The organism is Pseudomonas sp. LS_2 (genome assembly GCF_042709235.1).
Classification (GTDB): domain Bacteria; phylum Pseudomonadota; class Gammaproteobacteria; order Pseudomonadales; family Pseudomonadaceae; genus Aquipseudomonas.
The window spans coordinates 23490-45124 of the sequence record NZ_JAVAYC010000019.1 but is presented as its reverse complement, the minus strand read 5'-3'; the positions used below and the strand labels follow the sequence as shown (position 1 = coordinate 45124).

Annotated in this window: 19 protein-coding genes; 6 read left to right on the top strand and 13 right to left on the bottom strand. The window is 62.8% G+C overall.

The window, feature by feature from the left end:
- The first annotated feature begins 30 nt into the window (after window positions 1-30).
- From rbfA to RAC97_RS17335, 5 genes are all read left to right on the top strand, one after another.
- Complete coding sequence (gene rbfA / locus RAC97_RS17355; RefSeq protein WP_375098697.1) at window positions 31-429, top strand: 30S ribosome-binding factor RbfA; 399 nt, start codon at window positions 31-33, stop codon at window positions 427-429.
- Between the two features lie 3 nt (window positions 430-432).
- Complete coding sequence (gene truB, locus RAC97_RS17350; RefSeq protein ID WP_375098698.1) at window positions 433-1350, top strand: tRNA pseudouridine(55) synthase TruB; 918 nt, start codon at window positions 433-435, stop codon at window positions 1348-1350.
- Window positions 1351-1498: 148 nt separating this feature from the next.
- Window positions 1499-1768 (top strand): 30S ribosomal protein S15, encoded by a 270-nt coding sequence (gene rpsO / locus RAC97_RS17345; RefSeq protein ID WP_375098699.1) that lies wholly within the window; start codon window positions 1499-1501, stop codon window positions 1766-1768.
- A gap of 251 nt (window positions 1769-2019) precedes the next feature.
- Window positions 2020-4143, top strand: a complete 2124-nt coding sequence (gene pnp / locus RAC97_RS17340; RefSeq protein WP_375098700.1) for a polyribonucleotide nucleotidyltransferase — start codon at window positions 2020-2022, stop codon at window positions 4141-4143.
- A 264-nt stretch (window positions 4144-4407) separates the two neighbouring features.
- Window positions 4408-4758, top strand: a complete 351-nt coding sequence (locus RAC97_RS17335) for a BON domain-containing protein (RefSeq protein WP_375098701.1) — start codon at window positions 4408-4410, stop codon at window positions 4756-4758.
- 87 nt (window positions 4759-4845) lie between these two features.
- On the opposite strand, the gene RAC97_RS17330 is transcribed toward RAC97_RS17335, so the two are convergent.
- Entirely contained in the window at window positions 4846-5148 is a 303-nt protein-coding gene (locus RAC97_RS17330) for a putative quinol monooxygenase (RefSeq protein ID WP_375098702.1), read from the bottom strand.
- A gap of 64 nt (window positions 5149-5212) precedes the next feature.
- On the opposite strand from RAC97_RS17330, the gene RAC97_RS17325 reads away from it, so the two are divergent.
- A complete protein-coding gene (locus RAC97_RS17325) occupies window positions 5213-5626 on the top strand; it encodes a VOC family protein (RefSeq protein ID WP_375098703.1) in 414 nt (137 codons plus the stop codon).
- Between the two features lie 144 nt (window positions 5627-5770).
- Here RAC97_RS17325 and RAC97_RS17320 read toward each other — a convergent pair whose 3' ends face one another.
- From RAC97_RS17320 to RAC97_RS17265, 12 genes are all read right to left on the bottom strand, one after another.
- Window positions 5771-8710: a DUF748 domain-containing protein gene (locus tag RAC97_RS17320; protein ID WP_375098704.1), complete on the bottom strand. Its 2940-nt coding sequence runs from the start codon at window positions 8708-8710 to the stop codon at window positions 5771-5773.
- An 80-nt stretch (window positions 8711-8790) separates the two neighbouring features.
- Window positions 8791-9660: an oxygenase MpaB family protein gene (locus RAC97_RS17315; protein ID WP_375098705.1), complete on the bottom strand. Its 870-nt coding sequence runs from the start codon at window positions 9658-9660 to the stop codon at window positions 8791-8793.
- 31 nt (window positions 9661-9691) lie between these two features.
- Window positions 9692-10021, bottom strand: a complete 330-nt coding sequence (locus tag RAC97_RS17310; protein WP_375098706.1) for an antibiotic biosynthesis monooxygenase family protein — start codon at window positions 10019-10021, stop codon at window positions 9692-9694.
- A gap of 33 nt (window positions 10022-10054) precedes the next feature.
- Complete coding sequence (locus tag RAC97_RS17305; protein ID WP_375098707.1) at window positions 10055-11038, bottom strand: zinc-dependent alcohol dehydrogenase family protein; 984 nt, start codon at window positions 11036-11038, stop codon at window positions 10055-10057.
- A gap of 155 nt (window positions 11039-11193) precedes the next feature.
- A complete protein-coding gene (locus RAC97_RS17300) occupies window positions 11194-11496 on the bottom strand; it encodes an ArsR/SmtB family transcription factor (protein ID WP_375098708.1) in 303 nt (100 codons plus the stop codon).
- Between the two features lie 82 nt (window positions 11497-11578).
- Entirely contained in the window at window positions 11579-13513 is a 1935-nt protein-coding gene (gene acs / locus RAC97_RS17295; RefSeq protein ID WP_375098709.1) for an acetate--CoA ligase, read from the bottom strand.
- A gap of 215 nt (window positions 13514-13728) precedes the next feature.
- The gene (gene pgi / locus RAC97_RS17290) at window positions 13729-15393 is read right to left on the bottom strand and encodes a glucose-6-phosphate isomerase (protein ID WP_375098710.1); all 1665 of its coding nucleotides are present in this window, start codon (window positions 15391-15393) and stop codon (window positions 13729-13731) included.
- A gap of 284 nt (window positions 15394-15677) precedes the next feature.
- Window positions 15678-16541: a pantoate--beta-alanine ligase gene (gene panC, locus RAC97_RS17285; RefSeq protein ID WP_375098711.1), complete on the bottom strand. Its 864-nt coding sequence runs from the start codon at window positions 16539-16541 to the stop codon at window positions 15678-15680.
- Window positions 16538-17338, bottom strand: a complete 801-nt coding sequence (gene panB, locus RAC97_RS17280) for a 3-methyl-2-oxobutanoate hydroxymethyltransferase (RefSeq protein ID WP_375098712.1) — start codon at window positions 17336-17338, stop codon at window positions 16538-16540. The genes panC and panB overlap by 4 nt, the downstream gene beginning before the upstream one ends.
- 250 nt (window positions 17339-17588) lie before the next feature.
- The gene (gene folK / locus RAC97_RS17275) at window positions 17589-18068 is read right to left on the bottom strand and encodes a 2-amino-4-hydroxy-6-hydroxymethyldihydropteridine diphosphokinase (RefSeq protein ID WP_375098713.1); all 480 of its coding nucleotides are present in this window, start codon (window positions 18066-18068) and stop codon (window positions 17589-17591) included.
- A 2-nt stretch (window positions 18069-18070) separates the two neighbouring features.
- The gene (locus tag RAC97_RS17270; protein ID WP_375098714.1) at window positions 18071-19459 is read right to left on the bottom strand and encodes a polynucleotide adenylyltransferase PcnB; all 1389 of its coding nucleotides are present in this window, start codon (window positions 19457-19459) and stop codon (window positions 18071-18073) included.
- A gap of 731 nt (window positions 19460-20190) precedes the next feature.
- Entirely contained in the window at window positions 20191-21633 is a 1443-nt protein-coding gene (locus RAC97_RS17265; protein ID WP_375098715.1) for a sigma-54-dependent transcriptional regulator, read from the bottom strand.
- Window positions 21634-21635 lie beyond the last annotated feature (2 nt).

Sequence of the window (21635 nt, the reverse complement as noted above, 5' to 3'; positions counted from 1 at the left end):
CGTTTGCCGCTTTAGTTACAGGTAGCAAAAATGGCAAAAGAATACAGCCGTACCCAACGTATCGGTGACCAGATGCAGCGCGAGCTGGCCGATCTGATCCGCCGTGAAGTCAAAGACCCGCGCGTCGGCCTGGTGACCATCACTGCCGTCGACGTCAGCCGCGACCTGGGGCACGCCAAGGTTTTCATCACCGTGATGGGTGAAGAAGGCGCCGACGGCGTGCAACAATCGCTCAAGGCCCTGAACAGCGCCGCCAGCTTCCTGCGCCTGCACCTGGGCCGTGCCATGCAGCTGCGCAGTGTGCCGCAGCTGCATTTCCACTTCGATGAAAGCGTCAGTCGGGGTGTTCACCTCTCTGCGCTGATCGAACGTGCTGTGGCCGAAGACCGGCTGCACCGGGATGCCGACGAGCCGGACACCAAGGAGTAAGCGGTGGCCCAGGTCAAACGTATCCGCCGCAACGTCAGCGGCATCATCCTGCTCGACAAGCCGCTGGGGTTCACCTCCAACGCCGCCTTGCAGAAAGTCCGCTGGCTGCTCAATGCCGAGAAGGCCGGGCATACCGGCAGCCTCGACCCGCTGGCCACCGGTGTGTTGCCGCTGTGCTTCGGCGAGGCGACCAAGTTTTCCCAGTACCTGCTCGATTCCGACAAGGGTTACGAGACAGTCATGCAGCTGGGGCAGACTACCAGCACCGCGGACGCCGAAGGCGAGGTGCTGCAGACTCGCGAGGTGACCGTTGGTCGCGCCGACATCGAAGCCGTGCTGCCACGCTTCCGCGGCCCGATCAGCCAGGTACCGCCGATGTACTCGGCCTTGAAGCGCGACGGCCAGCCGCTTTACAAGCTGGCGCGTGCAGGAGAGGTAGTGGAGCGCGAGGCGCGTTCTGTTACTATTGGCCGCTTGGAGTTGCTCGAAAGCGAAGGCACCCGCGCGCGGTTGTCGGTCGGTTGCAGCAAAGGCACCTATATTCGCACCCTGGTCGAGGATATCGGCGAGGCGCTGGGCTGTGGTGCGTATGTCGCTGAACTGCGCCGTACCCAGGCCGGGCCTTTCATGCTGGCACAGACCGTGACCCTCGAAGCGCTCGAGGCGGCCCATGCCGAAGGTGGCAATGAAGCGCTCGATCGCTTCCTGATGCCGTCCGACAGCGGGTTGCAGGACTGGGCGCTGGTACGTCTGTCCGAGCACAGCGCGTTCTACTGGCTGCATGGGCAGGCGGTGCGTGCCCCGGATGTGCCGCAGTTCGGCATGCTCCGGGTCTATGATCACAACGACCGCTTCATCGGTATCGGTGAGGTGAGTGAAGACGGGCGCGTGGCGCCACGTCGGCTGATTCGGTCGGAATGACCGAAACCATGGGTGAAGGCTTCGGCCAACACGCGTGGATACGAGGGTGGCTGTCAGTAGGCACGGTCACACCTCTTACATTAATCACAGGGAGCAGTCCCTGGCCTATTGGACCCCGCGTGCGGAGTCCGTTATCAGGAGAAGCCAAATGGCCCTCAGCGTCGAAGAAAAAGCTCAGATCGTTGCCGACTATCAGCAAGCCGCCGGTGACACCGGTAGCCCGGAAGTACAGGTTGCTCTGCTGACCGCCAACATCAACAAGCTGCAAGGTCACTTCAAGTCCAACGAGAAAGACCACCACTCCCGTCGTGGCCTGATCCGTATGGTCAACCAGCGTCGTAAGCTGCTGGACTACCTGAAGGGCAAGGACACCACTCGTTACAGCACCCTGATCGGTCGTCTGGGCCTGCGTCGCTAATAGCGGCCTGGCCAGTGGTGTGCGTGGCGTGCCGCATGCTGTGGGAGCGCTGCCTGGCAGCGTTGCCATGGGGCACGCCACGTGTATCTTCGAGGTTGGCAGCCTGGTGCCGTCGTGCGGGTTTTCCGCGCGACGCCCAGGCTCCCAGCCTCGTGTTGTATCTGGACGGTCAATGGGGCCGATTCCCCGTTCTGCCCAAGAATTCGCAAGAACCCGTTCCCCACAGAGCCACTGAAAAAAGGTAGGAAACCGTGAACCCGGTAATCAAGAAGTTCAATTTCGGTCACTCGACCGTTACCCTCGAAACGGGCCGCATTGCTCGTCAGGCCACCGGCGCCGTGCTGGTATCGGTCAAAGACACCGCCACCGACGAAGATCAGGTGACCGTGCTGGTGACCGTGGTCGGTGCCAAACAGGCCGATCCGGGCAAGGGCTTCTTCCCGCTGTCCGTGCACTACCAGGAAAAGACCTACGCCGCCGGCAAGATCCCAGGTGGTTTCTTCAAGCGTGAAGGCCGTCCTTCCGAGAAAGAGACCCTGACCTCGCGCCTGATCGACCGTCCGATCCGCCCGCTGTTCCCGGAAGGCTTCATGAACGAAGTGCAGGTCGTCTGCACCGTGGTTTCCACCAGCAAGAAGACCGACCCGGACATCGCCGCGATGATCGGTACTTCGGCTGCCCTGGCGGTCTCCGGCATTCCTTTCGAAGGCCCGATCGGCGCTGCCCGCGTTGCCTTCCATGAAAGCACCGGCTACCTGCTGAACCCGACCTACGAGCAACTGGCTGCCTCGAGCCTGGACATGGTCGTCGCCGGTACCTCCGACGCCGTCCTGATGGTTGAATCGGAAGCCCAGGAGCTGACCGAAGACCAGATGCTGGGCGCTGTGCTGTTCGCACACGACGAATTCCAGGCTGTGATCCAGGCGGTCAAGGAACTGGCTGCCGAAGCCGGCAAGCCTACCTGGGACTGGAAACCTGCTGCCGCCAATACCGAGCTGTTCAACGCCATCCGCGCTGAATTCGGCGAAGCCGTTTCCCAGGGCTACACCATTACCGTCAAGGCTGATCGCTATGCTCGCCTGGGCGAGCTGCGCGACCAGGCTGTCGCCAAGTTCTCCGGTGAAGAAGGCCAGCCATCGGCCAGCGAAGTCAAAGACATCTTCGGCGAAATCGAATACCGCACCGTTCGCGAGAACATCGTCAACGGCAAGCCACGTATCGACGGCCGCGACACCAAGACCGTACGCCCGCTGAACATCGAAGTCGACGTTCTGCCGAAAACCCACGGTTCGGCGCTGTTCACCCGTGGCGAAACCCAGGCCCTGGTCGTTGCGACCCTGGGTACTGCTCGTGACGCCCAGCTGCTGGACACCCTGGAAGGCGAGAAGAAAGACCCCTTCATGCTGCACTACAACTTCCCACCCTTCTCGGTTGGTGAGTGTGGTCGCATGGGTGGCGCTGGTCGCCGCGAAATCGGTCACGGCCGTCTGGCCCGTCGTTCGGTCCAGGCCATGCTGCCGTCCGTCGACGAGTTCCCTTACACCATCCGCGTGGTTTCGGAAATCACCGAATCCAACGGCTCCAGCTCCATGGCTTCGGTCTGCGGCGCTTCCCTGGCACTGATGGACGCCGGTGTACCGATGAAGGCACCGGTTGCTGGTATCGCCATGGGCCTGGTCAAGGAAGGCGACAAGTTCGCGATCCTGACCGACATCCTGGGTGACGAAGACCACCTGGGCGACATGGACTTCAAGGTCGCCGGCACCGCCAAGGGCGTCACCGCCCTGCAGATGGACATCAAGATCAACGGTATCACCGAAGAGATCATGGAGATCGCCCTGGGCCAGGCCCTCGAAGCGCGCCTGAATATCCTCGGCCAGATGAATGAGGTCATTGCAGAGTCGCGTAAAGAGCTGTCGGCCAACGCCCCGACCATGCTGGCGATGAAGATCGACACCGACAAGATCCGCGATGTCATCGGCAAAGGCGGCGCCACCATCCGCGCCATCTGCGAAGAAACCAAGGCCTCGATCGACATCGAAGACGATGGTTCGATCAAGATCTTCGGCGAAACCAAGGAAGCCGCTGAAGCTGCCAAGCAGCGCATCCTGGGCATCACTGCCGAGGCCGAGATCGGTAAGATCTACGTCGGTAAGGTCGAGCGCATCGTCGACTTCGGTGCCTTCGTCAACATCCTGCCGGGCAAGGACGGCCTGGTGCACATCTCCATGCTGAGCGATGCTCGCGTCGAGAAAGTCACCGACGTGCTGAAAGAAGGCCAGGAAGTCGAAGTGCTGGTACTGGACGTGGACAACCGCGGCCGTATCAAGCTGTCGATCAAGGATGTTGCCGCTGCCAAGGCATCGGGCGTCTAAGCGCCTCGCAACGCTTCAGAAAAGGACCCTTCACCGGGTCCTTTTTTTATGGACGATAAAAAAGCCTGTCGGACTTGCATCTTGCATGCAGGTTTTTTCCCGGGCTTGCAATTTGCACGATTCAGAGACGCGAGGGGTTTTTATAACTAGTTGATTATTAAGGTAATTTATTAAATTCGAAAGCTGGCACAGGGCGTGCAATTACCCTAGTACCTGACGCCAGGAACATCGGCGCAGACCTTTCGAAAAACAGGAGTGACTCGTATGAAAAAGTTCGCCATTGCTGCCGCTACTGCCACCGCTCTGACCCTGACCATGGCCAACGGCGCTTTCGCTGCCGAAGCTACCCAGGCCCCTGTCATGCTGGCTGCCAACACCGTTGACAATGCCAAGCAAGAGGGTTCGGATACCTGGATCACCACCAAGGTCAAAGCAGACCTGTTGACTGAGAAAGGCATTCCGGGCAGCGACATCAAAGTCGAAACCAGCCAAGGCGTAGTTTCCCTGTCTTCCGACGTTGCCGTAACTGAGTCGCAGAAAGCAGAAGCGGTTCGTATCACCAAGAACATCAAAGGCGTCAAGAGCGTAATGTCTGACGGCCTGAAAGCCGAATAAGGAATGTCCCGTCGGCCAGAAGGATCTGGCCACCTCTACCGGAAGCCCTGGCCCTTGCCAGGGCTTTTTTATAGGCGTGGGCGCCGGTCAGAACACTGGGTTTCGCGCCACCACGTCGCTCTCGAAGCACTCCTGCGCAACGATCAAGGGCTCTACCAGTGGCCTGCTGTCGCGAAAATGTGGGGTCTCGGTGTGGGCTTGGTAGGCGGCGTCATCGAGGTAGATCTCATAAAGGTAGATGACGTCCGGGTCCTGCCTGTCCTGGGACACATCGAACACCAGGCAGCCAGGCTCAGAGGCGACGGATGCGGCAGCGTTGACTTGGATTGCGGTGAGGAAGGCATCGGCGCAGCCGGGTTTGACGCGGGTCTTGATGATCAGGCTATACACAGGGCGCTCCATTTGTATTAAATTCGGTTTCTTATTGTATACAAAAATACTGGAGTCGCCCCAAATGCCTGATTTGCCTCAGCGCCCCGGCCGTTTGAACGGCTTGCGTCACATTGCCCTGCTGGTGCCTGACCTGGAGGCCTGTGAACGCTTCTATGTCGATGTGCTCGGCATGCAGGTGCTACACCGCGCCAATGAGGACCTGGTGTACCTCACCTGTGGCAACGACAACCTTTCGTTGGGCCGTGGCGCGGCGGCGGCCAACGGGTTGCAGACCGTTGACCACTACGGTTTCATCGTCGACAGCGTGGAAGAGCTGGATGCCTGGTACGAATACTTCAAGGCCCACGGCGTGACCTTGCTTGACCGGCCCTTCAACCACGGCGACGGGGCGCGCAGCTTCCACTTGCTGGACCCCGCGGGGAACAAGGTGCAGCCGCTGTTTCACCCGGCGGTATCGGGGCAACGCTTGGCTTGAGATTGTTTCGAAGTGCCGAGTCGCTGCGAAGAGAGCATCGCGGTGCACGGCGCTGGCCTACACAGCCACCGCGCTGCTCTTCAAAACAGCGCGGCAATTGTGGGAACGGGCTTGCCCGCGAACCGGGGCAGAGCCCCGGTCATGCTATTCCGCATCCAGGTGCATGGGCGTGACTACCCGGCCATCGCTTTCAGCCTGGCCTAGGGTGGTGTCGATGAAATACACCCGGTCGTCCTCGAGCTGGCCCTTGTCCACCAGGTAGTCCTTGATGCTGCCAGCCCGTTGCTGGCCCAAGGTGCGCAGCAGCGCGGCGCTTTCGGCCCAGGACTTGATCACCGCCTCGCGCAGTTTGGCGGTACGCTCGTCCTTGCCGAGCTCTTGCCACTCGGCCGGGGGCTGCTGCTTGAGGCGATTGCGGTAGATGCCCTCGAGCATGGCTGGCTTGTCGCTATCATCCACCACCAGCAGCGAGGCATTGGCCGGCACCTTGTCGCCACGGCGTTGCAGGATCTTGTACCAGGTGGCCTGGTACTCGCGCTCCAGTCGTTGTTCGGCGATCAGCGGGCCGTCGCTGCCCTGGGCGCTGGTGCCTTCGATTTCCAGGCGCAGTTCCGGGCGTTGCTTGAGTGCTGCAGCCAATTTGTCCAAGGTATCCTGGGCGTCGGTCGTGAGCTCGCTGGAGCCGGGGGCGAAGGCCACCGTGCCGAGGTCTTGCGAGCCACCACCTGCAATCAGCCCGCCAATGAACTTGAACGGCGCCTGGGCGGCACGCAACACCAGGTTGCGCAGGGTCTGCCAGACGATCGGCATCACGCTGAACTGCGGGTTGTTGAGGTCGCCGGACACCGGCAGCTCTATGGAGATCTTGCCCTCGGTGTCCTTGAGCAGGGCCACCGCCAGGCGAATCGGCAGGTCGACTGCATCGGGGCTGTCGACCTTCTCACCTAGCTGCAATTGCTCGACGACCAATTTGTTCTCGGCCTTGAGCTGGCCCTTGGTGATCACATAGTGCAAATCGAGGTTCAGGCGCCCCTTGCGAATACGGAAACCGGCGAACTTGCCGGAGTAGGGGGTAAGGGCAGTCAGCTCGACGCGTTTGAAGCTGGTGGCGATATCCAGGCTGGCCATCGGGTCGAAGGGGTTGAGCGCGCCTTTGATGGTGACGGGCGCATAGCGGTCCACCTTGCCCTTGACGTCGACCTTGGCCGGCAGCGGCTTGCGATTGTCGATGGTGCCGATCTGGCCATTGAGCTGCTGGACGGCGGTGGCGAAGTTCGGGGTCAGGGTCAGGTCGGCGAAGTTGGCCGAGCCGTCGTTGATGTCGATCTGGCCAATGCGGATACCCAGGGGTTTTTGCGCTGCGCCTGGTTTGCTGGCCTTGGCCTGGCTGCTGGCGGGGGCGTCGGCAGGCTGCGGGATCAACAGGTCATCGATGTTGGTCGTGCGGTCTTCGTTGATGATGAAGCGTGCATAGGGTTGCTGCAGGGTGACCTTGTCGATCGACAGGGCATCGCCGTGCACGTAGGACAAGCCATCCACGTTCACTTGCTGCCACCTGACGAAGTCGCGGTCCTTGATGGTGTCGAGGGTGTGCAGCTGGTTGACCTGGGCCTTGCCGCCAATGTTGAAGGCCAGCGGCTCGGTGCTCTTGAGGTCGACGTTGAGGTCGCTGGAGAGCATGCCGCTGCGCAGCTCCAGGCGAATGAACGGGCTGATGTAGGCTTGGGCCACGCGCAGGTCGATATCGCGGGTACTGACATCCAGCTTGGCGGTAACCGGTGCCAGGTTGACCTGGCCTGCGGCCTGCAGTTTGCCCTGGCGCCCCACGCCGGTATCCAGCTTGAGGGTGAAAGGCGACTGGTTGAGGCTGTCGAAGCCTTGCAGATCGAGGTTCAGCGGGCCGACGTCCAGTGCCACCGGCTCTTTCTGGCTGCGGTCGGCGAGGTGGATCATGTAGTTGCGGGCCTGCACATCCTTCAGCAGTACCTGCCACGGTTTGCTGGGCTCTTTTGCGGCTTGCTGCTCGTTGTCGGGCGCGGCGGTGGCGGGTTCGCTTTTCTCTTTCGGCGTGGCCTTGGCCGGCTGGGTGGCGAACAGCTTCTGCCAGTCCAGCTGGCCATCGCTTTCCAGGGCTGCCCAGGTTTCCAGTTTTTCGCTGCGCACCTTGCCCACGGTGACCAGCTGCTTGGCCAGGTCGATGGAGGTTTCGCTGACCTCGAGGCTGGCCAGGCGCGCCAGCGGGCGGCCATCCGGGGCCTTGATGGCGAAGGGCGCGACACGCACCGAGGTGTTGTCCAGGCGCAGCTCGGTTTGCTGGGACAGGTTCAGCGTGTAGTGGGTATCGAGGCTCACCACGCCGTCTTCCAGCACCAGTGGCACGGCGTCGCGTACGTAGGGCCACCACAGTTTCATCTTGCCGTCGGTGACCTTCAGCGTGCCCTGCGAGGCGATCGGCGCGAGACTCAAGGTGCCGCTCCAGTCGATGCGCCCACCTTCCGGGCCGTTGGCCACCAGGGTCATGTCGGCGTTGTCGTCCGGCAGCGTGCTGAGGTTCTTCAGTTCCAGGTTCATCGAGTCGTAGAGGAACTTGATCGGCTCGCTGGGGCGCAGGTCCTGGAAGTGCAGGTAGCCATCGCTGAGCTTGATGCTGGCGATGCGCAGCGGGAACGGGTCGCTGGGTGGCTCTTCAGGCTTGGGCTCGCTGGGCGGTAGCTTGAACAACTGGGTGAGGTTGAGGCTGCCGTCCTTGGCGAACAGCAATTCGGTCCGGGGTTTGTCGAGCTCCACGGCATCCAGGTGCAGGGCGCCGCTCCACAGGCTGTCGAGCGACAGGTTGGCGTACAGCCGTTCGAAGCCGACCTGCTCCTTGCCCGGCTCGCCGATCTGCAAGCCCCAGACGGTCAGCTCCAGGCTGAAGGGGTTGAGTTCGATGCGTTGCACCTGGGCGGGCATGGTCGCGTACTGCGCCAACTGCTGGTTGGCGATACGCAGGGCGATGCCGGGAAGAATGAAGAAACCGATCAGGCTGTACAGGGCCACGATGGCCAGCAAGGCGCCTAGGGCGCGCGTCAATCCTTTGGGCATGTATGGCGTCGTCTGTCTGAAGCAGGGGTGTTTGGAGTATGGCACGTTAAATCGGTTCCGAAGAACCGTGCGCTTTCACCTCAATCCACGCTCATTCGCCGCTTCGCGCGCTGTGACGAGCCGTTGCGCATGGCCCAGCGCAGCACCGGGGCGGTACCTTCCACCCCCAGGCGTACTGCGCCTCGCTGCAGGGTGCCCATGTGCAGGTCGAGCATGTCGGCGGCCCAGGTCGGCAGCAGGTCGATGCCAGCGTTCAGCATCAGTTTGCCGATCGGCTCGGCCAGGCGGCTGGGGGCAGGCGCGTCGAGGAGGATACTCACCACCTCCAGGCTACGTGCGTCACATTGCAGTTGTGAGCGCATGTGCCGCAGGTAGTCCTGCACCTGGCGGCAGGAGCGAGGGACGTCGCGCGCGCCGAGGCGTTCGGCGATCAGGGCGATTTCGTCGTAGTAGCAGTCCTGCTCGGCGCGGCTCATGTACGGGTTGCGGTAGCGCAGGTGGGCGGCGAGGAAACTGCTGACTTCGGCGACATGCACCCAGGTCAGCAGGTCTGGGTCGCTGGCGGCATAAGGGCGGCCATCCGGCGCAATGCCGACGACTTTGAGGTGGATGGTGCGGACTTTTTCGATCAGCCGTTCGGCGTTGTCTGTCGAGCCGAAGGTGGTGCCGGAGATGAACTGGCTGGTGCGGCGCAGACGGCCGAGCAGGTCATGACGGAAGTTGGAATGGTCCCACACCCCGGCTAGGGCGAGGGGGTGCAGCACTTGCAGCATCAACGCGCTGATGCCACCGATCAGCATGCTGGTGAAATCGCCGTGCACCTGCCAGCTCACGCTGCCGGGGCCGAACAGGCCAGGGTCGCCCTTGGGCGATTCCAGGTCGAGTGTCCCGAGCGACAGCCCGGTAAGGCTCATGACCTGGTCTTCGATGCGACGGCGTAAGGTTTCCATGGCGGCCTATGTGGGCCGCCATGGCGACCGTCTAGAAGTTGAGGCTCAGGGGCCCCGCCTGGGTGGCGGCGAAAGCTGCCCCTTGGACATGATAAACCGTCGGCTCCTGGGAAAAATACGTTTCCAGGTGGGCCATGAAGGCCTGGTGGTCGTCACTGGCCTCGAAGCGTGGAGCGTGGTCCTCGAGCGATTGCCACTGCACGATCAGGTTGAACTGTTCAGGGGTTTCCACCCCTTGCGCCAGTACATGGCCGATGTGCCCCTTGGCTCGGCTGAGCAAGGGCGCGACCTCGGCGAAGGCTTGCTTGAACGTGTCGATACGTTCTTTGTGAACGGGCAACACGGCAATTTCGTAGATCATGGCAATCCTCGAGTGCAAAAGTGAAGCTGGCTATCAGCCCTGGGTGGTTTCGGATTCAGGCACGACAGCGATGGCGATCTTGCCGCGCAGGCCATTGTTCGGCGTCTGCAACCGGGTGTGGGCGGCTGCCAGGTCGGCCAGCGAGTAGACCGCGCCGACGTGCGGACGCAGTTGCCCACGCTCGACCAGTGCGCTCAGCTCATCGAGCTTGCCGCGGTTCTGGCGGGTGAAGACGAAGTGGTAGCTGGCGTTCTTGCCCCAGGCCTGGATCAGGTTCTGTGGCTGGGCGATGTCGACGATCGACACCACGCGACCCAGTTGTGCCAGCGCGTCCGGGCTGCGGGTCAGGGCGTCGCCGCCGATGGTGTCGAAGATCACGTCCACACCCTGGCCGTTGGTTTCACGCAGGATGGCCTCGACGTAGTCTTCCTTCTCGTAGTCGAGGGTGACGTCGGCGCCCAACTGACGAACGAACTCGGCATTCTCTTCGCGCACGGTGGTGTACACCTTGGCGCCCATGGCCTTGGCCACCTGAATCGCTACGTGACCGACGCCGCCGGCGCCGCCGTGGATCAGGATGCTCTCGCCGACACGCAGTGCCGCACGTCCGACCAGCGCTTCCCAGGCGGTGCCGCCTACCAGGGTCAGGGTTGCCGCCTCCAGGTGGCTGAGGGCTTTCGGCTTCTTGGCCACGATGGCTTCGGCGGCGACGTGGTATTCGGCATAGCTGCCAGGGCCGTCGAAGATTTGCGGGGTGTACCAGACTTCGTCGCCAGGTACGAAGGCAGTCACGCCCTCACCCACGGCTTCGACCACGCCGGAAACGTCATGCCCGGTGATGGCGGGGAGGGGCACGTAGTCAACGTAGTCGCCGCGACGTACCTGGTAGTCGAGGGGGTTGATGGAAGTGGCGTGCACACGTACCAGCACTTGCCCGGCTTGCGGGGTTGGCTTGGGTACATCGCGGTACTGGAACACGTCCGGGGCGCCAAAGGTTTCGAGAATCATCGCTTTCATGGTGTCACCTCATTTCGCTAAAAAGGAATATCGGGAAATATCGATCTATTGCGGCGTAGCCAAACGTCGGTACTTTTCTGGAGGCAGGCCTCCATGGGGTGCTTCGGTAAAAAGGGATATCGGGAAAAACCGATTTAACCATGTAGACAGAAAACCTACAGTTCCCTGCCAATCAGCTGCGCAAGCGCCTCGATGGCCGCTTCGTTGCGCTTGTAGTACGTCCACTGGCCGATCCGACGAACCTCGATCAAGCCTGCGCGTTGCAAGGTTGCCAGGTAGTCGGAGACGGTCGACTGCGACAGCCCTACGCCTTCCTGGATGCTGCTGACGCACACGCCTACGACATTCACATCACCTTCGTCCTGGGGAGGAAAGTGTTTCGCCGGGTCTTTAAGGCCTTTGAGGATCTCGAGACGGGTGCGGTTCGAGAGTGCCTTGAATACGTCTAGTAATTCCATGGAGCGGATAATATCGAGATTTACCGATATGTCAATGCGGGACCAAAAAAACAGGACGGCCGGTAAAGGCCGCCCTGCAAGGTCACTGGTTGAGGCGCTTGTCGATCAGCCCCTGCACCACACTGGGGTCGGCGAGGGTCGAGGTATCACCCAGGTTGTCCAGCTCGTTGCAGGCGATCTTGCGCAGGATGCGCCGCATGATCTTGCCCGAGCGGGTCTTGGGCAGTGCGGGTGCCCACTGGATCAGCTCTGGCTTGGCGAAGCTGCCGATCTCCTTGCTCACCAAGGCCAGCAGTTCGGTCTTGAGCGCATCGTCCGGCGTTACTCCGTTCATGGTGGTGACGAATGCATATACCCCCTGGCCCTTGAGGTCGTGCGGGTAGCCGACCACGGCGGCCTCGGCGACGCTGTCGTGCAGCACCAGCGCGCTTTCCACCTCGGCGGTGCCGATGCGGTGGCCGGAGACGTTGATCACGTCATCGATGCGCCCGGTGATGCAGTAGTCGCCATCGGCATCGCGGCGCGCGCCGTCACCGGTGAAGTAGTAGCCGGGCATGGGCTTGAAGTAGGTGTCGACCATGCGTTGGTGGTCGCCATACACGCTGCGGATCTGTCCGGGCCAGCTCGCCTTTATCGCCAGCAGCCCGGCGCCAGGGCCTTCGATCAGCTTGCCCTTTTCATCCAGCAGCACCGGTTGCACGCCGAACATCGGTTGGGTTGCGCAGCCGGGTTTCAGGCGTGGGGTACCGGGTAATGGGGTGAGCATGATGCCGCCGGTTTCGGTCTGCCACCAGGTATCGACGATTGGGCAGCGCTTTTGCCCCACCTCCTCGAAGTACCATTCCCAGGCCTCGGGGTTGATCGGTTCGCCGACGCTGCCAAGCAGCCGCAGGCTTTGGCGCGAGGTGCCCTGCAGGGGGCCGGAGCCTTCGCGCATCAACGCCCGCAGGGCGGTGGGCGCGGTGTAGAAGATATTCACCCGGTGCTTGTCCACGACCTGCCAGAAGCGCGAGCTGTCCGGGTAGTTGGGCACGCCCTCGAACATCACCGAAATCGCGCCATTGGCCAGCGGGCCATAGACGATATAGCTGTGCCCGGTGACCCAGCCGACGTCGGCGGTGCACCAGAACACCTCGCCGTCACGGTAGTCGAATACCACCTTGAAGGTCAGCATGGCTTGCAGCAGGTAGCCGGCGGTGGTGTGCAACACACCCTTGGGCTTGCCGGTGCTACCGGAGGTATAGAGGATGAACAGCGGGTCTTCGGCGTCCATCGGCTCTGGTGGGCAGTCGTCGTCCGCCTGGTCGGTGGCCTCGTGGTACCACAGGTCGCGACCCTCGCTCCAAGCCACCTCGGCACCGGTGCGCTTTACCACAAACACGCTGGAGACGTTCGGGCAACTGGCCATGGCCTTGTCGACGTTCTGCTTGAGCGGGATACGCTTGCCACCGCGTACACCTTCATCGGCGGTGATCACGGTGCGGCAGTCGGCATCCAGGATGCGATCGCGCAGGGCGTCGGGCGAGAAGCCGCCGAACACCACCGAGTGGATGGCGCCGATGCGCGTGCAGGCCAGCATGGCGTAGGCGGCTTCGGGAATCATCGGCATGTAGATGCACACCCGGTCGCCTTTCTTCACGCCGCGTGCCTTCAAGGCATTGGCCAGTCGGCAGACCTGGCGATGCAGTTCGCGGTAGCTGATGGCCTTGGAGTCGCTCGGCTCGTCGCCTTCCCAGAGCAGCGCGGTTTGCTCGCCACGCTTGGCCAGGTGGCGGTCGATGCAGTTGTAGCTGACATTCAACTGGCCGCCGTCGAACCAGCGCGCCTTGCCGGTCTTCAGCTCACATTGCTGCACGCTGGACCAGGGCTTGACCCAGTCCAGGCGCTTGGCCTGCTCGGCCCAGAAGGCATCGGGGTCGTCCACCGACTGGCGGTACAGGCGGCGGTATTCGTCGTCGGAGAGCATAGCGCCTTGGCTGACAGCCAGGGCCTGGGGGTAGTCGCGGATATCGAACATGGCGGGTTGTCCTGCTCTTGTAGGGGCATTGGACTGCACGCGGGCCTGGCACGCAGGCGGGAAACGTGCAACGGCTATTCGATAGGACAGTGTAGCGGCTGATGCTGTTCAGATAGGAAAGGTAACGCGGTAAACCCGCTGCCACAGGTTCTGCGCCGCGCTGACGCGCAGTGGAGAGCCTGTGGCGGCGGGTTTACCCGCGAATGGACCTCAGGTCAGCCGCGGTGACGGCCGCGGAAGTAGTTGATCAGGCCCTGGGTCGAGCCATCTTCGGCGCTGTCTTCCAGGCTGCCTACGAGTCGCTGGTACACACCTTTGCCCAGCTCCTTGCCCAGCTCCACGCCCCACTGGTCGAAGGCGTTGATGCCCCACACCACGCTCTGCACGAACACCTTGTGCTCGTACATCGCCACCAGTGCGCCAAGGCGACGTGGGCTGATGCGCTCGACGACCAGGGTGTTGCTCGGACGGTTGCCGGGGATGACCTTGTGCGGTGCCAGCTTCTCGATGTCCGACTCGCTCGCGCCTTTAGCGCGCAACTCGGTCTCGGCTTCCTCGCGGGTCTTGCCGAGCATCAGCGCCTGGCTCTGCGACAGGCAGTTGGCGTACAGCCACTGGTGGTGGTCAGCCACCGGGTTGAAGCTGACCACCGGCACGATGAAGTCCGCCGGGATCAGCTGGGTGCCCTGGTGGAGCAACTGGTGGTAGGCATGCTGGCCGTTGCAGCCCACGCCGCCCCAGATCACCGGGCCGGTATCGGTCTTCACCGGGGTGCCGTCGGTGAGCACGCTCTTGCCGTTGGACTCCATGTCCAGCTGCTGCAAATGCTTGGTGATGTTACGCAGGTAGTGATCGTACGGCAGGATCGCGTGGGCCTGGGCCCCCCAGAAGTTGCCGTACCATACGCCGAGCAGGGCCAGCAGCACCGGCATGTTCTTTTCGAACGGCGCGGTCTGGAAGTGCTGGTCCATGGTGTAGGCGCCGGACAGCAGCTCCTTGAAGTTGGCGGTGCCGATGGCCAGGGCGATCGGCAGGCCGATGGCGGACCACAGCGAGTAGCGCCCGCCTACCCAGTCCCACATGGGGAAGATGTTCTCTTCGCGGATACCGAACGCCACGGCTGCGGCCTTGTTGCTCGACACCGCGATGAAGTGGCGGTACAGCTCGGCTTCCGAGCCGCCCTGGGCGAGGTACCAGGTGCGGGCCGCCATGGCGTTCTTCAGGGTTTCCAGGGTGTTGAACGACTTCGACGAGACGATGAACAGCGTGGTCTCGGCGCGCAGCTTGGCCGACAGCTCGTGGAACTCGCTGCCGTCGATGTTCGCCAGGTAGTGGCAGCGCACGCCGCGCTGGGCGTAGGGCATCAGCGCCTCGGAGACCAGCTCGGGGCCGAGGAACGAGCCGCCGATGCCGATGTTCACCACGTCGGTGATCGGCTTCTCGCTGTAGCCACGCCACAGGCCGTCATGGATGCGCCCGACCAGCTCGGTGATCTGGTTGAGGACCTTGTGTACTTCAGGCATCACGTTGACGCCGTTTACGTTCAGCTTGTCGCCGACCGGGCGACGCAGCGCGGTGTGCAGCACCGGGCGGCCTTCGGAGCCGTTGATGATCTCGCCGCTGAACATCGACTGGATAGCTTCGGCCAGGCCGACTTCTTTGGCCAACCCCACCAGCAGGTCACGGGTTTGCTCGTTGATCAGGTTCTTCGAATAGTCGAGGAACAGGCCACAGCTGCTCAGGGAGAACTGTTCGAAACGCTTGGCATCGGCGGCGAAGGCTTCGCGCATGCTGAAGCCCTGCATGGCGTCGCGGTGTTGCAGGAGCGCCTGCCAGGCGGGCAGCGCCGTCACATCGTGGGGAGTACGGTAATACGCCATTGCGAGTGGTTCCTTGGGGCATGGTCAGGCTGTGACACTGGCAAGCACTGCCAGTTGCAGAATTCTGCATTATAGGCATTGGCTGTGCGGCGGGAATGGGTGCTGGGGAGGCGGGCGGAAATATTTATGAAAGGCTGCGCTGTGCCTCTGGGCGCGTGCAGCCTTGAGGCCAGGGGCCGTTCGTGTAGGAGTGGGCTTGCCCGCGAATCAGGCGCCGCGGTGAATGGCACCGGCTCAGCCGGTGTCCGCGGGCAAGCCCGCTCCTACAGGTAGTCCTCGGCCTGTCAGGCCGTCGGTTCGTCCAGGTGCAGGTAGAGGTTGTCGATCAACCGCGTGCTGCCCAGGTACGCCGCACCGAGTATCACCAGGTCGCGGTCGTCCACCTGCGCCGGGCGCAGGTTCAGCGCATGGCGCACCTCCAGGTAGTCCGGGCGCAAGCCGGCGCCCAGCAGTTGCGCCTGGCCCTCGGCCAGCAGCGCGGCGTAGTCGCGTCGGCCGCGGCGCAGTGCCTCGGCCAGCTGGCTGAGCACGCGGTACAGCGCAGGAGCCGTGGCCCGTTGCTCGGCGCTCAGGTAACCGTTGCGCGAGGACAGCGCCAGGCCGTCCTCGGCGCGTACCGTGGGCTCGCCGATGATCTGGATCGGCATGTTCAGGTCACGCACCATGGCGCGGATCACCGCAAGCTGCTGGTAGTCCTTTTCGCCGAACACGGCGAGGTCGGGCTGGACCATGTTGAACAGCTTGCTGACCACCGTTGCCACACCCTCGAAATGCCCGGGTCGGCTGGCACCGCACAGGCCTTCGGAGAGCTGCGGCACGGCGACGCGGGTCTGCACGACCATGCCATCGGGGTACATTTCCTCGACAGTCGGGGCGAACAACAGGTGGCAACCAGCCTCCAGGAGCTTTTCCTGGTCGGCGGCGAGGGTACGGGGGTACTTGTCGAGGTCTTCGCCTGCGCCGAATTGCAGCGGGTTGACGAAGATGCTGGCGACCACGAAGTCGGCGCGCTGGGCGGCCTTGACCACCAGCGCGGCATGGCCGCTGTGCAGGTTGCCCATGGTCGGCACGAAGCCGATGCGCTTGCCTTCGCCGCGTGCGCGGGCCACGGCGGCGCGCAGTTCAAGAACGGTCTTGACGGTATTCATGCGCTGAACCCGTGTTCGCTGGCCGGGAAGCTGACGTCCTTGACCGCCTTGACGTAGGCGCCCAGGGCTGCGGGGATATCCGGCTGGCCTTCCATGAAGTTCTTCACGAACTTCGGCATGCGGCCGCTCAACGACAGACCGAGCATGTCGTGCAGCACCAGTACCTGGCCATCGGTGGCGCTACCTGCACCGATGCCGATCACCGGAATACCGACAGCCTGGGTGATTTCCGCCGCCAGCTCGCTGGGCACGCATTCGAGCAGCAACATGGCCGCGCCAGCCTGTTCGAGGGCTATGGCATCGGCACGCATCTGTCGCGCCTGGGCTTCCTGGCGGCCTTGTACTTTGTAACCGCCCAGCACGTTCACGGTCTGCGGCGTCAGACCCATGTGGGCGCACACCGGCACGCCGCGGTCGGCCAGCAGGCGGATGGTCTCGGCAAGCCACGCGGCGCCTTCGACCTTGATCATGTGGGCGCCGGCACGCATCAACGTGGCGCAGTTGTCGAACGCCTGCTCGAGGGTCGCATGAGCCATGAACGGCAGGTCGGCCAGGATCAGTGCGCCCTGGTTGCCGCGTTTCACACAGGCGGTGTGGTAGGCCATGTCGGCGGTGGTGACGGGCAGGGTGCTGTCGTGGCCCTGCAGGACCATTCCCAGGGAGTCCCCCACCAGCAGCACTTCCACGCCGGCCTCGCTGGCGACCTTGGCAAAGGTCGCGTCGTAGCAGGTCAGCATGGTGATTTTCTCGCCCTTGGCCTTGAGGCCATGCAGGGTGGTCAGGGTAACTTCAGGCATGTAGCAAAGTCCTCGTTCAGGCGCTGTGAAAAACGGCTGCGTACAACGCGTGTATTCATCTTCCGGAGCGCCACATCATCGAGCGTGATGTTCGGGTCGCAGACGGTCCGGGCCTAAATGGGTGTGAAGCGGCGTACAGGCGCCGCGGGAGGCCTATAGTCGTGAGCGAGGGTGGGGAAGTCAATCACCCTGTTACCGCATTGTTACGAACAGGGTGTTACTGGCGTTACCCTTGGCTGGAACGCCCGGTTTACAAGCGCTCCAGGCCGACGAACGGGCACGCTTCGAGCAGTTGCGCAAGGCTGCGGCCATCGGCCAGGTGGAAGCCTTGCGGCACCAGTTCGGCCAGCGGGTAGAGAACGAAGGGGCGGGCGTGCATGTGGTAGTGCGGCACCCGCAGGCGAGGCAGGTCGATCACCTGGTCGCCAAACAGCAGCAGGTCGAGGTCCAGCGTGCGTGGGCCCCAGCGCTCCTGGCGCACGCGGCCCTGGTCGTTCTCGATCGCTTGCAGGGCGTCGAGCAGCGCCAGCGGCGCAAGGCCGGTATCCAGCGCAGCCACGGCGTTGGTGTAGCGTGGTTGGCCGGGCAGCAGCGAGTCGCTGGTGTAGAAGGCCGAGGCGGCGGCCAGGCGGGTCTGGTCGACGTTGTCCAGAGCCTCGAGCGCACTGCGCAGCTGTTCGGCCGGGGCATCCAGATTACTGCCCAGGCCGATGTAGGCGCGTACCGTCATGCTCAGTCCCAGGCCTCGTCACCACCGGACTTGCGCTTGCTGGGGCTGCGTTTGCGCTTGCGCGGCGCCGGGCCCGCACCTTCGTCGCGGCCGCCGAGTTCGCGAATCATCTCGCGGCGCTCGCTGTCGTGGGCTTCCTGGTAGTCGGTCCACCATTGGCCGAGGTCGTCGGTTTCCTCGCCGGCGCTTTCACGCAGCAGCAGGAAGTCGTAGCCGGCACGGAAGCGCGGGTTGTCCAGCAACTGGTCGGCGCGCTTGCCGCTGCGACGTGGCAGGCGTTCCTGCATGTCCCAGATCTCGCGGATCGGCAGGGTGAAGCGCTTGGGGATAGCGATGCGTTGGCACTGCTCGGCTATCAGGTCGTGGGCCGCTTCGTTCATGGCCGGAATCGGCGGTACGCCCTGGCTTTGCAGGTACAGCGCGCGCGACGGCAGGGCAGGCCAGAGCAGCGCGGCGAACAGGAAGGCCGGGGTGACCGGCTTGCCTTGCTTGACGCGCAGGTCGGTGTTGGCCAGCGCCTGGCTGATCAGGGTGTGGGTATAGGTTGGGCGCTCTTCCAGGGCCTGGCTGCTGGCCGGGAACAGTGGCTCGAACAGGTGCAGGTCCACCAGCATCTCGAAGGCCATTTCGCCTTGGCCGGAGAGGAACAGCTTGAGGCTTTCCTCGAACAGGCGCGCCGGAGGGATTTCCCGCAACAATTTGGCCAGCTCGCGAATCGGCTGGACGGTGTGCTTCTCAATGCCGAAATCCAGCTTGGCGGCGAAACGCACGGCCCGCAGCATGCGCACCGGGTCTTCCTGGTAGCGATGGGTCGGGTCGCCGATCAGGCGCAACAGGCGGTTGCGGATGTCGTGCACGCCGTTGGCGTAGTCGAGAATACGTTCGCTGACGGGGTCGTAGTACAGCGCGTTGATGGTGAAGTCGCGGCGCTGGGCGTCGTCCTCGAGGGTGCCATACACATTGTCGCGCAGGATTCGTCCGGCGGCGTTGTGCGACGACCGGTGCGCGTCACCTTGGTCCTCTTCGGAATGATGGGCCCGGAACGTGGCGACCTCGATGATCTCGCGACCAAAGTGGATGTGCACCAGCTTGAACCGGCGCCCGATGATACGGGCGTTGCGGAATTCCGCACGCACCTGCTCGGGCGTGGCGCTGGTGGCGACGTCGAAGTCCTTGGGGGTGATGCCCAGCAGCAGGTCGCGCACGCAGCCGCCGACCAGGTAGGCCTGGTAGCCAGCGCCCTGCAAACGCTCGACGATGCTCACGGCATGACGGCTGAACTGGCTGCGTTGCAGCGAGTGCTGGCTCTTGTTGATCACTTCGGGCGTGGTGCGCCGGTGATGCTGAGCATGGACGGGTGGACGGAAAGACTGGAACAGCTTCTTCAGCATGGGATGCACTGTTTGAAGGAATGTTCGGCCAAGAATAGGAGAATGGCCGCATGATGGCGCGGGATTCTAGCATTTCCTCTCGGAATGGTGTAGGCGGGGTTGTGCAGGAGGGAGAAACGACATGGGGAGCCTAAGCTCCCCAAGAAGTCGTTGCGTGCTCTTATTGTTTTTCTGTCGGGCTTCTTGTTTTTGTTGAGTGCCCTGCCCACAAATCAAAGCTTGTGGACTACCCCCAAACTGGGGGTAAAGAGCAAACGGATTGCTTTGGTCGCTGATGTCATGCTGATCTTGCGATCCAACCAGTTCAGGCGCTGCTTTTAAGTGCAGTTTTTGTTGTTCTCTGCCTGGTCGTGGGGCAAGCCCCAAACACGCATCCTCTCCAAAAGAATCAGTTAGCCTCGCCTCCGCCATCTTGTTTTTATTGTGCGTGAGCCGTTTCGTCTTGTTCTTATTCTGAGTTGCCGTGCTTGTTATTGTTCTTGTACGAAAGATATAGCAGATGTCGTGCCAACTTTTTAAAAGCTAAGTAAATCAAGGGGTTGCTTGGATTTGGCGTCGACAGGCAGGCAGAAAATGTAGAAATTTCGTTACCGTACGCCTCGTGTTTGTTACGTCTTGCAAGCGGAGGTAACAGATTTTTCATGGTAACCGGGGTGTTACCCGGTGGCGCGGTGATGGCAGCGCTGGCGCATTTCGCAGAACCTGTGACTGCGCCAGCGGCGTGAAGCGGCTTACTCGCTGGTAGCGTTGCTCTTGCGGCGTGGGATGCCCAGGCGCTGGCGGCGCTCCCACAGGCATTTGCGGCTGACGCCGAGCTTGCGGGCAAGCTCGGTTTCGGTCATGTGGTCCTGATGCTCAAGAACGAAGTGCTGGAAGTAGTCTTCCAGCGACAAGTCTTCGGTCGGCTCGTGGCTGGCGTTGTTGGCACTGACGCCTGCCGCCAACGGCAGGTCTCCCAAGCCGTCGTCGTCCTCCAGGTCACCAAGCTCGATGTCGATGCCCAGCAACTCGGCGGAAATTTCCGCGCTTTCGCTCAGGATCACCGCGCGCTCCACGGCATTTTCCAGTTCACGCACGTTACCCGGCCAGCTGTAGTGGCGGATGGCCTGTTCGGCTTCGCTGGAGAAGCGCAGGTCGTCCCGACCGATGCGCGCGCTCTGGCGAGCGAGGAAGGCATTGGCGATTTCGTTCACATCGCTGCCGCGTTCGCGCAGGGCCGGCAGCTTCAGGGCGATGACGTGCAGGCGGTAATAAAGGTCTTCGCGGAATTGCCCAGCCTTGGACAGGTTCTTCAGGTCGCGGTGAGTGGCGGCGATCAGGCGGACATCGACCTTCTGCGATTGCACCGAGCCGACCCGGCGGATCTCGCCTTCCTGCAACACGCGAAGCAGACGGGCCTGAGCCTCCAGTGGCAGCTCGCCGATCTCGTCGAGGAACAGCGTGCCGCCGTCCGCCGCTTCGACCAGGCCGGCACGGCCAGCGCTGGCGCCGGTAAAGGCGCCTTTCTCGTGGCCGAACAGCTCGGACTCGATCAGCGTCTCCGGAATGGCTGCGCAGTTCACCGAGATCATCGGCGCCTTGGCCCGACGCGAAAGATTGTGCAGGGCGCGGGCGACCAACTCCTTGCCGGTGCCGGACTCGCCCTGGATCAGAACATTGGAGTCGGTGGGCGCGACCTTGCGGATCTTGCTGTACAGGTCCTGCATGGGCGGGCACGAGCCGATGATGCCGATCTCGCCATTGGCGGCATTGCTGCCAGCCTTGTCGGCCGGCGCCTTGCCATTGGCCCGGGGCTCGGCGGCTGAAGGGGCTGCGGGCGCGCTCTGCCGATCGCGCAGGATGCGCGCTACGGCCTGCAGCATCTCGTCGTGGTCGAAGGGCTTGGCGATGTAGTCGACCGCGCCCATCTTCATGGAATCGACCGCCGAGCGCAGGCTGGCATAGCTGGTCATGATCAGCACCGGGGTGCCCTGGCCGAGCTTGATCAGCTCGGTGCCGGGCGCGCCAGGCAGGCGTAGGTCACTGACGATCAGGTCGAAGGTGGCAATGCTGAAGCGTTCCTGGGCTTCCTGCACCGAGCCGGCTTCGCTGACCTGGTACTGGTTTCGTTCCAGCAGGCGGCGCAAGGCCGAACGGATGATGGTTTCGTCTTCGACGATCAGAATGTGCGGCATTG

Bases quoted from the DNA above. Each gene is read 5' to 3' on its own strand.
- RAC97_RS17300 (WP_375098708.1), bottom strand. From the start codon at position 11,496: ATGGAATTACTAGACGTATTCAAGGCACTCTCGAACCGCACCCGTCTC.
- RAC97_RS17265 (WP_375098715.1), bottom strand. From the start codon at position 21,633: ATGCCGCACATTCTGATCGTCGAAGACGAAACCATCATCCGTTCGGCC.
- acs (WP_375098709.1), bottom strand. From the start codon at position 13,513: ATGTTCGATATCCGCGACTACCCCCAGGCCCTGGCTGTCAGCCAAGGC.
- rbfA (WP_375098697.1), top strand. From the start codon at position 31: ATGGCAAAAGAATACAGCCGTACCCAACGTATCGGTGACCAGATGCAG.
- RAC97_RS17315 (WP_375098705.1), bottom strand. From the start codon at position 9,660: ATGGAAACCTTACGCCGTCGCATCGAAGACCAGGTCATGAGCCTTACC.
- folK (WP_375098713.1), bottom strand. From the start codon at position 18,068: ATGACGGTACGCGCCTACATCGGCCTGGGCAGTAATCTGGATGCCCCG.
- panB (WP_375098712.1), bottom strand. From the start codon at position 17,338: ATGCCTGAAGTTACCCTGACCACCCTGCATGGCCTCAAGGCCAAGGGC.
- RAC97_RS17325 (WP_375098703.1), top strand. From the start codon at position 5,213: ATGCCTGATTTGCCTCAGCGCCCCGGCCGTTTGAACGGCTTGCGTCAC.
- RAC97_RS17335 (WP_375098701.1), top strand. From the start codon at position 4,408: ATGAAAAAGTTCGCCATTGCTGCCGCTACTGCCACCGCTCTGACCCTG.
- pgi (WP_375098710.1), bottom strand. From the start codon at position 15,393: ATGGCGTATTACCGTACTCCCCACGATGTGACGGCGCTGCCCGCCTGG.
- RAC97_RS17305 (WP_375098707.1), bottom strand. From the start codon at position 11,038: ATGAAAGCGATGATTCTCGAAACCTTTGGCGCCCCGGACGTGTTCCAG.
- rpsO (WP_375098699.1), top strand. From the start codon at position 1,499: ATGGCCCTCAGCGTCGAAGAAAAAGCTCAGATCGTTGCCGACTATCAG.
- RAC97_RS17270 (WP_375098714.1), bottom strand. From the start codon at position 19,459: ATGCTGAAGAAGCTGTTCCAGTCTTTCCGTCCACCCGTCCATGCTCAG.
- RAC97_RS17310 (WP_375098706.1), bottom strand. From the start codon at position 10,021: ATGATCTACGAAATTGCCGTGTTGCCCGTTCACAAAGAACGTATCGAC.
- panC (WP_375098711.1), bottom strand. From the start codon at position 16,541: ATGAATACCGTCAAGACCGTTCTTGAACTGCGCGCCGCCGTGGCCCGC.
- RAC97_RS17320 (WP_375098704.1), bottom strand. From the start codon at position 8,710: ATGCCCAAAGGATTGACGCGCGCCCTAGGCGCCTTGCTGGCCATCGTG.